Source organism: Alteromonas mediterranea DE (assembly GCF_000020585.3).
Classification (GTDB): domain Bacteria; phylum Pseudomonadota; class Gammaproteobacteria; order Enterobacterales; family Alteromonadaceae; genus Alteromonas; species Alteromonas mediterranea.
Window position 1 is genome coordinate 3,328,817 of sequence record NC_011138.3, and the last position, 12,285, is coordinate 3,341,101.

Annotated in this window: 14 protein-coding genes; 9 read left to right on the plus strand and 5 right to left on the minus strand. The window is 44.4% G+C overall.

Translation table 11 applies throughout. The annotated features are described in order from the left end of the window. Window positions 1–30 precede the first annotated feature (30 nt). From pdhR to ampD, 3 genes are all read right to left on the minus strand, one after another. Window positions 31–777, minus strand: a complete 747-nt coding sequence (gene pdhR, locus MADE_RS14750; protein WP_012519423.1) for a pyruvate dehydrogenase complex transcriptional repressor PdhR — start codon at window positions 775–777, stop codon at window positions 31–33. A gap of 339 nt (window positions 778–1,116) precedes the next feature. Further along, window positions 1,117–1,986 (minus strand): beta-lactamase regulator AmpE, encoded by an 870-nt coding sequence (ampE, locus tag MADE_RS14755; protein ID WP_012519424.1) that lies wholly within the window; start codon window positions 1,984–1,986, stop codon window positions 1,117–1,119. 30 nt (window positions 1,987–2,016) lie between these two features. Continuing rightward, window positions 2,017–2,553, minus strand: a complete 537-nt coding sequence (ampD, locus tag MADE_RS14760; protein WP_012519425.1) for a 1,6-anhydro-N-acetylmuramyl-L-alanine amidase AmpD — start codon at window positions 2,551–2,553, stop codon at window positions 2,017–2,019. A gap of 175 nt (window positions 2,554–2,728) precedes the next feature. Here ampD and MADE_RS14765 point away from each other — a divergent pair, with 175 nt between their 5' ends. The 9 genes from MADE_RS14765 (at window position 2,729) to MADE_RS14805 (ending at window position 10,375) form a co-directional block, all read left to right on the plus strand. Further along, window positions 2,729–3,247, plus strand: a complete 519-nt coding sequence (locus MADE_RS14765) for a retropepsin-like aspartic protease family protein (protein ID WP_012519426.1) — start codon at window positions 2,729–2,731, stop codon at window positions 3,245–3,247. 19 nt (window positions 3,248–3,266) lie between these two features. Further along, window positions 3,267–4,121: a carboxylating nicotinate-nucleotide diphosphorylase gene (nadC, locus tag MADE_RS14770; protein ID WP_012519427.1), complete on the plus strand. Its 855-nt coding sequence runs from the start codon at window positions 3,267–3,269 to the stop codon at window positions 4,119–4,121. A 535-nt stretch (window positions 4,122–4,656) separates the two neighbouring features. Continuing rightward, window positions 4,657–5,082 (plus strand): pilin, encoded by a 426-nt coding sequence (locus MADE_RS14775; protein ID WP_012519428.1) that lies wholly within the window; start codon window positions 4,657–4,659, stop codon window positions 5,080–5,082. Between the two features lie 87 nt (window positions 5,083–5,169). Next, window positions 5,170–6,378: a type II secretion system F family protein gene (locus MADE_RS14780; protein WP_012519429.1), complete on the plus strand. Its 1,209-nt coding sequence runs from the start codon at window positions 5,170–5,172 to the stop codon at window positions 6,376–6,378. Between the two features lie 117 nt (window positions 6,379–6,495). Next, a complete protein-coding gene (locus MADE_RS14785) occupies window positions 6,496–7,389 on the plus strand; it encodes a prepilin peptidase (protein WP_012519430.1) in 894 nt (297 codons plus the stop codon). A 21-nt stretch (window positions 7,390–7,410) separates the two neighbouring features. Next, window positions 7,411–8,025 (plus strand): dephospho-CoA kinase, encoded by a 615-nt coding sequence (coaE, locus tag MADE_RS14790; protein WP_041912943.1) that lies wholly within the window; start codon window positions 7,411–7,413, stop codon window positions 8,023–8,025. A 213-nt stretch (window positions 8,026–8,238) separates the two neighbouring features. Further along, the gene (gene zapD / locus MADE_RS14795; RefSeq protein WP_012519433.1) at window positions 8,239–8,991 is read left to right on the plus strand and encodes a cell division protein ZapD; all 753 of its coding nucleotides are present in this window, start codon (window positions 8,239–8,241) and stop codon (window positions 8,989–8,991) included. Window positions 8,992–9,081: 90 nt separating this feature from the next. Continuing rightward, a complete protein-coding gene (gene yacG / locus MADE_RS14800; protein ID WP_012519434.1) occupies window positions 9,082–9,309 on the plus strand; it encodes a DNA gyrase inhibitor YacG in 228 nt (75 codons plus the stop codon). Between the two features lie 193 nt (window positions 9,310–9,502). Further along, complete coding sequence (locus tag MADE_RS14805; protein WP_012519435.1) at window positions 9,503–10,375, plus strand: aspartoacylase; 873 nt, start codon at window positions 9,503–9,505, stop codon at window positions 10,373–10,375. A 230-nt stretch (window positions 10,376–10,605) separates the two neighbouring features. Here MADE_RS14805 and MADE_RS14810 read toward each other — a convergent pair whose 3' ends face one another. Both MADE_RS14810 and MADE_RS14815 read right to left on the minus strand, forming a co-directional pair. Then, window positions 10,606–11,895 (minus strand): methyl-accepting chemotaxis protein, encoded by a 1,290-nt coding sequence (locus MADE_RS14810; protein WP_012519436.1) that lies wholly within the window; start codon window positions 11,893–11,895, stop codon window positions 10,606–10,608. Between the two features lie 9 nt (window positions 11,896–11,904). Then, the gene (locus tag MADE_RS14815) at window positions 11,905–12,273 is read right to left on the minus strand and encodes a response regulator (RefSeq protein ID WP_012519437.1); all 369 of its coding nucleotides are present in this window, start codon (window positions 12,271–12,273) and stop codon (window positions 11,905–11,907) included. Between the last annotated feature and the right edge of the window lie 12 nt (window positions 12,274–12,285).

Here is a 12,285-nt window from a genome sequence, read left to right on the forward strand (position 1 = left end):
TGCCTTGCTTAGCTAGCCTTAGCCAAGTAACTAAATCTCTAATCGACGCAATGCGCGTTGAACCCGTGTATCGCGTTGATTAATGGTTAATAGCGTTTTTTCAATAAACGCTAAATGCGTATTACATGCTTGGCGCGCTGCTTCCGGGTCGCGAGAAGCAATCGCCTCTACAATTTCGCGACGCTGTTTCGCAATGTCTTCCACCGCTTCAGGGTGCGCTGCCAACATGTCAAAATTTCGTTCAATATTGTCTACCAGCATGCTTTGCATGGTGCTCATTACGTGTAACAGCACCATGTTGTGCGATGCTCTTGCCATAATGATGTAGAACTTTCCTAGCGCCTCAGCTTGGGCACGCTTGCTTTCGTGCGCTTTAGGCGTAGGTACATCGTTAAGTGCTTGCTTTAACGCCTCATAATCTTCAGGTTGCCCACGAAGTGCTGCGTAATACGCTGCCATTCCCTCAAGGGCATGACGAAATTCAAGCAAGTCGAATTGGGTTTCAGGGCGTTGGCTGACAAGGTCCATGAGAGGATCTTTCATGGCTGAATTCAGGTTGCGATTTACGAACGTACCGCCACCTTGCTTGCGCTCGACCAGACCGCGTGCCTGCAGGTTACCAATAGCTTCTCGCAGTGAAGGACGGGAAACGTCAAATTCTAACGCGAGCTCTCTTTCTGGCGGTAACTTTTGACCGGCCAATAGCGTACCGTCGAGTATCATTGACTCGAGTTGTTCGGTAATCACATCAGAGAGTTTTTTTCGCTGCTGACGCATGCGCGCTTCGTATCCTTTAAATTAAATCAGTACTGATATAACGGTGGTGAATGTAAAAAATAATCGGAGATAATTTAATCACAGACACAATTGGTAATACCATTTTACCTATCTAGTTTAAGGCAGATCGAATTCGAGGTAAATACTTCCAAGCATAGCAAAGCCACAGAGATTTGCTTTGTGTTAAGCTTTATTATTGAATTTGTTAAGAAAAGTAAAAAGACGACAACTGGTCTGATGAGGCAAAAAGAGCCCGTGATGCGATGCAAAGCATTTGATCTACTTACAGTTAATAAATAGACCAAACGCTCACGAAGTCGTAAATGTTAAAAATATTGATTATGCGAGGCTGCCTACCAGCGTTAATGCAGAGGTGATAACAAGTAGAAAAATAACATTACGTTTTGCTAACTTTACAAGTACTCGCGGCTCAATCGCTGCATTTTCAGCCTGCATTTGGTACTCTTCAGGGGTTAAAACCTCAGCTTTGGCAGAAATATGGGTAAGCACATCATACGCAGGTACATCAAATTGAAGCGCATGACTGAGCCACTCTGGCAAGGCGCGGGAAAAATGTCCCATCATCAACATACCAAATGCCGTCACACGAACCGGAATATAGTCGAGCGCAAACATTAATCTTCCCGCCGCTCCTTTTAAAGGGTGATTAGCCCCGCATAAGGCTTCCGTAGTGCTTCTACTTATGCTGTAAAAAAGTGCCCCTGGTGCACCAAACGCGATAAACCACAACATCACTGCAGCATAATGCTGATAGTTAAGCCATGTAAGGTGCTGGCCAAAGCTTTTTCCTTCTGCACTTGCACTGCCGTCGCTGTCAGATTGACTTGCACAGTGTCCTAGCTGATCGGTATACATGCTGCAGGCTTGCAGATCACCTCGCTGTGCAGCGTTAAGGAAGTTCTTATAAATTTCTCTAAGCACTGGGCAACCTATGCAGATAAACAGCACAATGCTTTGCTCAATAAAGGTAAGAAAAGCGCCTAGCAGCCAATATTCAATAGCCCCTAGCAATAACGCGGGCACTAAAAGGTAAAAGTAAAGTGCCGCCGAAGAGGCTTTCTCACCTAACCACCCTTTTTTCTGCAGAAAATCGCGATATTGGGACGCATACTTTTCAATATGCCAGCTTGGTGTTTTGGATATCAGCCGCTCTAAGCTGAGAACCAACAGTAAACTCATTAGCATCATAGGCGTGTGTTTCCTTTTTAGTTAAACCACTTACGCTTGCGATATTCGCATTCTATAACGTGCCCAATCGAAGGCTTCACCCGGGTCGGTTTTACGCCCCGGTGCAATGTCATTATGTCCTACGATACGCCCTAAAGTGATCCGAGGATAGCGCTTTGTAATAAAATCAGTTAGTTCACCTAAGGCGTGATACTGCGCATCGGTAAATGGCAAGGTGTCTGTACCTTCTAGCTCAATACCAATGGAAAAGTCGTTGCAACGGCTTTTCCCTTGAAACGACGACAGCCCGGCATGCCATGCTCGCTGGTCGAACGGAACAAACTGCTCAACCTCCCCCGTTCTGTATATAACGCAGTGCGCAGACACCCGCAGCCCCGCTATTTCTTTATAGAAAGGGTGCTCGTCTGGGTTGAGCGTTCCGGTAAACAATTCCCGAATGCCAGGCGTACCAAACTGTGATGGCGGCAATGAAATATTGTGTATAACTAAAAGGCTGACGTCGGTGTTGTCAGGCCGAGGGTCTGCATGAGGGCTTTCGGTGAAGATTGCTTGATTATAAAGCACCATAGTGTTTGATTCGATATTTGATTTTTAGCGTAACCGCCTACATTGTATAGTGTTATAAGTGTGGCACTGCAATACTTTAAAAATCAAGCAGCTCGCGCATACTGTCTGTTTGATAAAGCATTGAGGAAACTAAACGCTTAGTTCGCCACCACTTTGAATTAAAAAAGGTTTATGCATGAATGAACAACAAGACCCGACGGCATCAACGGGCAAATGGATGGTTGCACTGGCATGGATCTGTGGTTTCGGCCTTTTAGTGTTCGTTTTCTCAGACTTATTAGAGAAACAGGTTAACCCAAATAGCGAACCTAGGTCTGAACGCATTGGCTCTCAAACCGAAGTGCGCTTAAAGCAGAATCGTCAGGGGCACTATGTAACCACAGGTTATATAAACGGCGAAGAAGTGGTGTTCTTAGTGGATACAGGCGCAACCGATGTTGCAGTACCTGCTCACTTAGCCAATCGCCTTCAGCTGAAAGCCGGCCGCGAAGGTTTAGCCAGTACCGCCAATGGCGTAGTAAGAGTCGCCGAATCTACCATAAATACCTTGCGCATTGGAGACATTGTGGTGCGCAATGTTAAAGCAAACCTAAACCCCGGTATGCAGGATGACCATATACTGCTTGGAATGAGTGTTCTTCGCCAATTAGAGTTTACTCAGCGCGGAGATTGGTTAATATTGCGTACCCTTTAAATAGACCATAGCGATGAAGATGACATCACCAGATATGCAAGCGATACGAGAACAGGTCTCTAACGCGCTTATTGAAGACCTTGGCGGCGAGTTAGATGCCGCGCACGACATAACCGCAAACCTGATAGACGAAAGCGTAAATGCTAAGGCTTCGATAATTACTCGCGAACCATGCGTTGTGTGCGGTATCGCTTGGGCAACACAAGCCTTCGCGCTTATTGATGAATCGGTATCACTAACTTGGCATGTAAAAGATGGCGACAGTGTTGCCGCTGACACCTTGCTTGTTAGCTTGGAAGGCTCTGCCAGAGCGATTCTCACCGCCGAACGCACCGCGCTTAATTTTTTGCAAACACTGTCAGCTACCGCCACAGTCACTGCGTTTTATGTCAAATATTTAGAAGGGTCTACCACTAAAATTCTCGATACGCGCAAAACCCTACCCGGGCTTCGCTATGCGCAGAAATACGCCGTACGCTGCGGCGGTGGACAAAATCACCGTGTTGGCCTATTCGACGCCTTCCTTATCAAAGAAAACCATATCTTTTCATGTGGCAATATTGAAAAGGCGATAAGCCGAGCGAAATCTATGATGCCGGGCAAGCCGGTGGAAGTAGAAGTTGAAAACGTAGCTGAGCTTGAACAAGCCCTGTCTGCAGGAGCCGATATTGTTATGTTAGATAATTTTACTAACGAACAGATCCAAGAGGCAGTAGCGCTTAATAAAGGCCAATGTAAACTGGAAGTATCAGGGAACATTACTGATGAACGACTGGCGTCGCTTGCCAAACTGGGCGTAGATTACATTTCATCTGGCGCGTTAACGAAACACGTTCAGGCTATAGATTTGTCACTACGTATCAATTTGTCTTAGCAAAGCAAGTGATATAACGCAAAACGAAAGAGCACAATTATATTGATATAACGCGAAAGACGATGGTGTTTTCGTAGCACTAAAATGTGTTAACTAATACGAAAACACCCATTTATCCATCGCTAATCGCCGTTTATTTTTTGTGTTTTGTATTTCTTATTTTGTTAGGAATTTAGCGTAAATACTGTTTGTTTAAGCCAATGAATATGAACGTGTAGCGGTATAAACCGAAATACGATAAGTTACTTATATCTTCCGTCATTTCTCTTCGATGTTCTCTGTGTATAGCTAGATATACGTAGATAAGTCATTAACTTTTATACGAAAGTACAAGTGATAAGGCCTGCACAGGCATAACGAACCATGTCATACTGCAAAAGCTAGACATACGTATATTTGCCTATACTTGTCAGCGACTAATAAAATTCTATACTGAGTATCAAGTACCAGGGGCGTTGAAATGGACGACTCGGGTATAAACGTCAATTTGAATTACATTTAAACTTAGCGTGTATACGCGTCCCGGAGAAAAACCATGATGAACATGAACACTAAAAACCAAAAAGGTTTTACCCTAATCGAACTAATGATAGTTGTTGCAATTATCGGTATTCTTGCAGCAATCGCATTGCCTGCTTATCAGACTTACACTGCTCGAGCGACATATAGCGAAGTAATCTCGGCATCAAGTGCAGCTAAAACCGCTGTTGAAGTATGTGCTCAGACGGGCGTACCTGCTGATTGTACTGACATCGCGGTAAACGCAGGTTGGACTAACGCATCAACGGTTAATACCATAGAGATAGGGGGAGATGCTGCTAACGGCTATACAATTACAGTAACTCCAAATGAAGAAAGCGGTATTGTAGCAGCAGACACTCTAATTCTAACCGGTACTATCAATAATGGTGCGGTTACATGGGCAACAACAGGTGGTTGTGTAGATAAAGGCCTTTGCTAATCTAAACGAGTTGAACAAAAACCCGACTAACGTCGGGTTTTTGTTTTTATTTCCCCTCGGTTGAAAGAAGATATTTGAGATAGTTAAATGGCAAAAGCAACGGCAACGTTTACTTGGCAAGGAAAAGACAGGAATGGTCAATCTCGCAAAGGTGAAATTTCGGCCACCTCGCTTTCTGAAGCCAAAAACCTTTTGCGTCGCCAAGGGATTTCTGCGAATAAGGTAAAAAAACTAGCTCAACCACTTTTTGGCAGAACTCAAAAAATAAAACCTGCCGATATATCTGTCATATCACGACAAATTGCCACCATGCTAGCCGCAGGTGTTACGCTGATTCAATCTCTAGAAATGATAGCACAAGGCCATGCAAACCCTGCAGTGCGAAAACTGCTTGGCGAAATTACGGATGAAGTCAAATCCGGTAATCCACTTTCTTCTGCGCTTCGAAAACACCCGCTTTATTTTGACGATTTATACTGTGATTTGGTTTACACGGGCGAACAGTCAGGTGCCCTTGAAACCATTTACGATCGTATTGCCACCTATAAAGAAAAAGCCGAAGCACTAAAATCAAAGATCAAAAAAGCGATGTTTTACCCTATCGCGGTTTTGGTCGTTGCTTTTATTGTTACGACTATTCTTCTTGTTTTCGTTGTGCCTCAGTTTGAAGAAATCTTTAGCAGCTTTGGCGCTGAACTCCCTGCGTTTACCCAGTTCGTACTGGCTATATCGCGGTTTGTACAGGATTACGGTATTTTTATCGCCATGGGCGTGGCAGCCGCAGGCTTTATGTTTGTGCGCGCGCACAGGCGCAGTCAAAAGCTTCGCGATACGGTAGACCGGAATATTTTAAAAATTCCTGTTATCGGCGAGATACTTAAAAAAGCCAGTATCGCACGCTTTACCCGAACCCTTGCCACCACCTTTGCGGCAGGTGTACCGCTAATAGGCGCGTTAGAGTCAGCTGCAGGGGCCTCGGGAAATGCAGTATACCGCGACGCTATTTTATATATTCGCAAAGAAGTGGCCGGTGGTATGCCTATGCATGTAGCCATGCGCGCTACCCAAGTATTTCCAGACATGGTGACGCAAATGATAGCCATAGGTGAAGAGTCTGGCTCTGTCGATGAGATGCTAAGTAAAATTGCCACCATTTACGAAGCAGAAGTTGATGACATGGTAGACGGCTTAACCAGCTTGCTTGAGCCTATGATCATGGCCGTACTTGGCGTGGTTATTGGCGGCTTGATTGTGGCCATGTACCTGCCTATATTCCAGATGGGTAACGTGGTATAACTTACCAAAGCATTTTTACAGATTTAAAAGCAGCGCTTAGAAACGGGTCTATAAAGTAGCGCTTTAGGACACAACCGTTTCAGTTAAACACCAATAAAACTAAAAGAATTGCACTTCATGGACGCTATAATAACCCTTAGCCAGCTATACCCCGCTATATTCTATACCCTTATCTTCTTAGTGAGCTTAATGGTTGGCAGCTTTTTAAATGTAGTGATCTACCGCTTACCCATTATGATGGAGCGCAGCTGGCAGCAGGAATACCAAAGCTATTTTACCGACGGTGATACCAGTTTAGATACACCTAACGCTCCATCGCAAGACGATACCTTTAACCTGGTAAAACCAGACAGCACCTGCCCCAGCTGCGGCCACAAAATTCGCGCATGGGAAAACATTCCTGTTATTAGTTACCTATTTCTAAAGGGCAAATGTGCTAAGTGCAAGGTAGCTATTTCAGTACGCTATCCGCTGGTTGAGCTTTTCACTGCAATCGCCTGCACCTTCGCAGCCTATCAATTTGGTGCAACGCCTCAAGCGCTTTGGGCCGTGGTTTTTACCTACGTACTCGTGGCTTTGCTATTTATCGATTTAGATAAAATGTTGTTGCCAGACCAGCTCACGCTCCCTTTGCTTTGGCTTGGGCTGCTGTTAAGTACTCAAAACATTTTTGTTGGTACGACCGACGCCATTATTGGCGCGACGGCAGGCTATTTAAGCTTGTGGTCAGTATATTGGTTATTTAAGCTTGTTACGGGCAAGGAAGGCATGGGCTATGGCGATTTTAAATTGCTTGCCGCCTTAGGTGCGTTCACAGGCTGGCAAGGGCTCCCCGTTATCATCTTACTTTCATCACTGGTGGGCGCCATTGCAGGTATTGCTATTATGGTTGTGCAAAATAAGGGGAAATCCTTAGCCATCCCCTTTGGCCCTTACCTTGCTGTAGCAGGGTGGCTTACGCTGCTTTTTAAAGCTGAAATTATCACTACTTACCTTGATTACGTGCTTTAAACCGATAAGGCTAGAATGATTATGGCAACATCCCGACCTCCATTTGTAGTAGGGTTAACTGGCGGCATTGGTAGTGGAAAAACTGCTGCCACCGACCTTTTTAAACAACGCGGTATAGATATTGTTGACGCAGACGAGGTCGCTCGGGATGTGGTAGCGCTTGGGTCTGAAGGCTTAAGTAAGATTACAGAGCGCTTTAGCCCCACTATTTTACTTGAAGATGGCAGCCTCAACCGTGCGGCGCTTCGGGAAAAAGTGTTTGCAAACAGCGAAGAGAAAAACTGGCTAAATGGATTACTTCACCCCCTTATTCGCACGCGTATGCAACAGCTTATTGGCGAATCATCCTCGCCCTACTGCATTTTATCAGTACCGCTTTTAGTGGAAAACAAGCTTACGGAAATGTGTAACTATGTCGTAGTGGTAGATTGCCCTGAAACCATGCAGCTTGAACGCGCGCTAAAGCGAGACGGTAGTTCAGCAGAGACCATAAAAAGTATTATGGCGTCTCAAGCCAGCCGAGAAGAACGAATAAAAGCGGCAGATAAAGTTTTGGATAACAGTACAANCTTATCCGCCCTTGAAGACCAAGTCTCAAAACTTCACGAAATGCTGTTGAAACGTTATGCCAAATAAATGTGCGTTTAACGGTATATCTAGCGAATACGCAAGCTTCCCCCATTGTAAGCACACTTTTTGAAACTTTTTTGAACAAATAGCGTCAAACAGAAGATTTGTCGAACAAGTGTACTTGGCTTAAACGCTTTGATGCTTTAGGCTTATTGCCGTTCGCTGTTTTATTGCATTTCTGGTGCAATTTCTCCAAATCAACGTGTTTTAAGGGGTTTCATGGGTAACGCTGTTTTCGAATTTCCGCTAAAGGAAAAAGTACGTAACTATCTACGTGTTGAGCAGCTGCTTGGACAACTAAAAATTACGGCTAAATCTGAGCATACTCACCTGCAGCTTGTTTTCTTTGAGCAACTTTTCGAACTTTTAGATTTAATTGAAAGGCTAGATTTACGCTCTGATTTAACGAAAGATCTTGAAGCCCACGAAAAGAATCTCGTCTATTGGTCGAAACACCCTAAAATTGACAGCGCAGCGTTAGAGCAAGCCCTTAAAACCGTACTGACATTAAGGCAAAAACTGAAGACCGATCGCCGATTTGGCAGTATGTTAAAAGACGACAAACTGCTTGGTGCTATTCGTCAACGGTTTGCGATTCCAGGCGGTGCATGCAGTTTCGACTTGCCTAATTTGCACTTCTGGCTACAGCAACCTCTTGAGCAGCGACACGCTGATATACATCAATGGCTCGATACCTTAGGTCTGCTTGATGATGCTATTGCCGTCAGCCTTTCTTTTATTCGTGAACGTGGTCAGTTTGTCGATGCCGTTGCAGATAATGGCTTTTATCAAGGTGCAGCCGAAGATAAAAATGAACTCATTCGCGTGAAGTGTAGTGTAGACGATGGCTACTACCCTACCCTTAGTGGAAATAAATACCGGTATGCACTGCGCTTCATGCTGTTTTCTCCAGAAGAAGGCCAAAGCGGCGCAGTAGAAAGCAATATTCAGTTTCGCCTCGCTGCCTGTTAAACTATCACCAATTCCTTTTCCCTTTGTTATCGCAACAGTATTCATAATTGAGTATTCAGCTTTGCGTGACGTATTTCACTGGAGCGTATTATGGAAGTGAAGTGTCCTATTTGTGCTAAACAGGTCGTGTGGAGCCCTGAAAGTGAGTTTCGCCCTTTTTGCAGTAAGAAATGCCAGCTTATCGATTTAGGTGAGTGGGCGGCTGAAGATAGAAAGATTGCCGGTAAACCAGCAGAAGATGCCACCCCAAAGCATATTGATGTTGAAGAAATAGAAGCCATGCTAGCCGAGCAGTCTGACGACTTTTTTAAGCACTAAGTTTTTCAAATAGGTGAACAGACGAACTTTAGGTAAAGTCCCGAGGCATGGTTTTAAGTGTGTTGTACCGCGGGGTAGTATCAAGCTATTGTCTGGTAATGCGAGATACACTTTTCAATGATTGCATGGCTAGTTCACTTTAACGGGTTGCCCTGTGGCTTCCCCATCATCAATTTTTTTAAAAGGAACATGAATGTTTAATTCTATCGCGCTTGTTGGTGGTACACATGGAAATGAAACCAGTGGTATTCAACTGATTCGAAACTGGCAACAGTTCGGCCTTCCTGCTCGATTCGACGAACTAAACGTTTCTTTATCTATTGCCAACGAAGCAGCGCTGGCTGCTAATGTTCGTTTTGTTGAAGAAGACCTAAATAGGCAGTTCACCTTAGCGGGACTTGCGAATGAGAGTCGCGCCAAAGAAGCAGTACTGGCTAAGTCATTAAACCAACAACTCGGCCCTAAGGGGAATTCAAAGACTGACTTTGTGATTGACATTCACAACACCACCAGCGAAATGGGCGCAACGTTAATCATTCTGGAAGTTGACGAATTCCATACCCAGTTAGCGCGTTATGTGAAGCATCACATGCCCGAAGCCAATATTCTGGTGGAAGACGAAAAGCCTTATCTTGACCATGGTTACTTGTGTACCACGGGCAAAAAAGGCGTGATGATAGAAGTGGGCGGCCAGCCACAGGGGATGTTACGAGAAGATGTGTACCTTCTAACGCAAACCATGGCCGAGGTCATTTTAGACTTCTGCATGGCTTATAACAACGGCAGTATATCAACTGACAACTTGCCACAATGCGAAGCATTTCGCTTAGGTGAAAACGTCGGGTTTCCGCTGGATGAAAATGGTCAGCGTACTGCAATGATTCACCACGCCCTTCAAGATAGTGATTTCAAGCCGTTAATGCCGGGTATGCCTGTGTTTAGAACGTTTGACGGGAAAGATATTACTTGGAACAGTGATAAAGAAACTTACCCTCACTTCATTAACGAAGCCGCTTACTTCAAGCTAGACGTGGCGTTTGCTACGGCCCAGCGTATTATTCTGTAAGGATAAGGCTTTGGTTTCGTTCTCCCCTAAGAAACTTGTCACATTGTTTAAATGCGTCTTCAAAAAAAATTGAGCTTAGACTCATTAAGTATTAGGTTTTGAAATTGCCAGTCAGTGGAGCTGACTGGCAATTTGACAGTAGTGAAATCCCTTACCTACGTACCCGTATTAACTTTCACGGCTTCTAATCATTGTTACTGTCAGCCCCGAGCTATTTTTTAGAACTCTTATTAAAACAGTTCTATCTTAGGCTCTCTTGCCTCTTCAAACTCATTCTTTTCTTCTGGCGAAGATTCATTAATATCAAAGTGGATTTTACGCTGGTCTTCCATCACATATTTTTCAAACATTTCTTTGGTGCTTAAATTAAACGACTCATCAAAATGCTCGCGGTTGTTAATGTAAGAAGAAAACTGTCCAAACAGACTAACAATGGCATCTTGCTCTAGCTTCACATGTTCGGTACGCTGGCGAATAATATCTTGGAATTGAATTTTTGCGATTGCCCCACTTACTTTAAATGCAACCTCTGTTGCACTTTGTGAGAAGCACGCCAGCATCTTGGGGTTAAGATCTTCTAGTGCACGATAGTGTGCAGTTATATTTTCCAGCGACTCAGAAAACCCTGTTAGTAATTCGCACGTGTCATTTGCTCGTGTTGAGTTCAGCATTTTTTCGCCCTGCATATGCGCTGCATCGAGGGCAGATTTAATACCCGTTTCAATTTTTTCTGCTGCATCTGAGGACTGAGACGATAGAATGCGCACTTGTTCAGCTACCACGGCAAACCCGCGCCCATATTCGCCAGCACGCGCCGCTTCAATTGCAGCATTAAGGGCTAATAAATTGGTTTGCGAAGCAATATTTTTTACCAGCTCTGTTAGTTCTTTAAGGTTCTCTACCTCGCGCATAACGCCTTGAATTGCCTCGGTATCGGCAATTTGCTGTTCCCGTTGCGTGCGTATCATTTCTTTAATGTTAGACAAGCGCTGTGCGGCCAACTCAAACTCATCGGCGCTTTTCTCTTTACAGCTAAGGGCATCTTTCTGGCCTAGTTCAACGTTGTCTATACTATCTTGAATACTGCTTTCAATTTCATACAGCGCTTTCATTAGCTCCATTGAAGCGTCTTCAGTTATTGCACTTATGCCGTCCATCTGGCCTTTCAATATGGCCACGTAATCATTAACCTGAGTATGGGTTTCGCTTAATTGTGAGGAGGTTTCCTGCAGATAACTCTCTTGGCTTTTTAGCTTATTCGTAAACACTTGGTTTTGTCTGCGTACATACCATGGCATAAAACTGGCCATTCCTAAGATAGTCATTAAGACACCAGCTTGAACGCCCATTAACTCAAGAGGAATGTTCAAAGACCCAACAATTCCAACTAATGCCACGCTCAATAGCCCGCCCCAAAGTAAAAGCGAATCCTGCATGCTACCTGTCTTTTCCTTAAGCACTTTTATTTTCTCAGCGAGCACTGTTTCGTAATACTGCTTTGCTTTTTCAAGTACTTTCATGTCTCTACCTTATGCAGCTGGTACCAACTGCTTTACTACACCTAACAATTGCTCTGGCTCGACGGGTTTGACAAGCCAGCCTGTAGCACCAGCAGCTTTCGCTTCTTCTCGACGACTTTGCTGCGACTCCGTGGTTAACATCAACATGGGGGTAAATCTAAATTTAGATTGCTGCTTTAGTGTTTTTATTAGCTCTATACCGTTCATACCCGGCATGTTTAGATCTGTTATTATCAATTTGGGGGATATGGACTCAAGTGCCGCCATCGCTGCCTCCGCACTTTCTGATTTTGTCACTGTATACCCTGCCCGTTTAAGCAGCATTTCCATACTCATTAGCATTGTTGCTGAATCATCTACTAAGTGTATTGCGCTCATTGCATTACCTCT